Raw genomic sequence first — 306 nt, forward strand, 5'->3', positions numbered from 1 at the left:
GTGTAACTCCGGAAGATATTTTTTTCATCTTAGCATCTCCAATCCAAGATTAATGCCACAGGGAAAGCATATCCTGCCCATTATTGTATTTGCCCAATTCTGCTGTACCTCCCTTTGGTTTGCAGGAAATGCAGTGATGGATGACCTTCTTATAGTTTTTGATCTCGAAATTACTGCCCTGGGGCATCTCACCTCTGCAGTACAGGTAGGTTTTATTTGCGGCACCCTCATCTTTGCACTTTTGACCATTGCAGACCGCTTCTCCCCTTCAAAAGTGTTCTTTTATTGCGCTGTTATTGGTGCTAT

1 pseudogene is annotated in these 306 nt (G+C 43.1%); it reads left to right on the top strand.

Features of this window, described 5'->3' with window-relative positions:
- Positions 1–52 precede the first annotated feature (52 nt).
- Positions 53–306 (top strand): annotated as a pseudogene (locus tag HC175_RS22615) (MFS transporter); the annotation flags it as partial.

The sequence above is a fragment of the Salinimicrobium oceani genome, assembly GCF_012037645.1.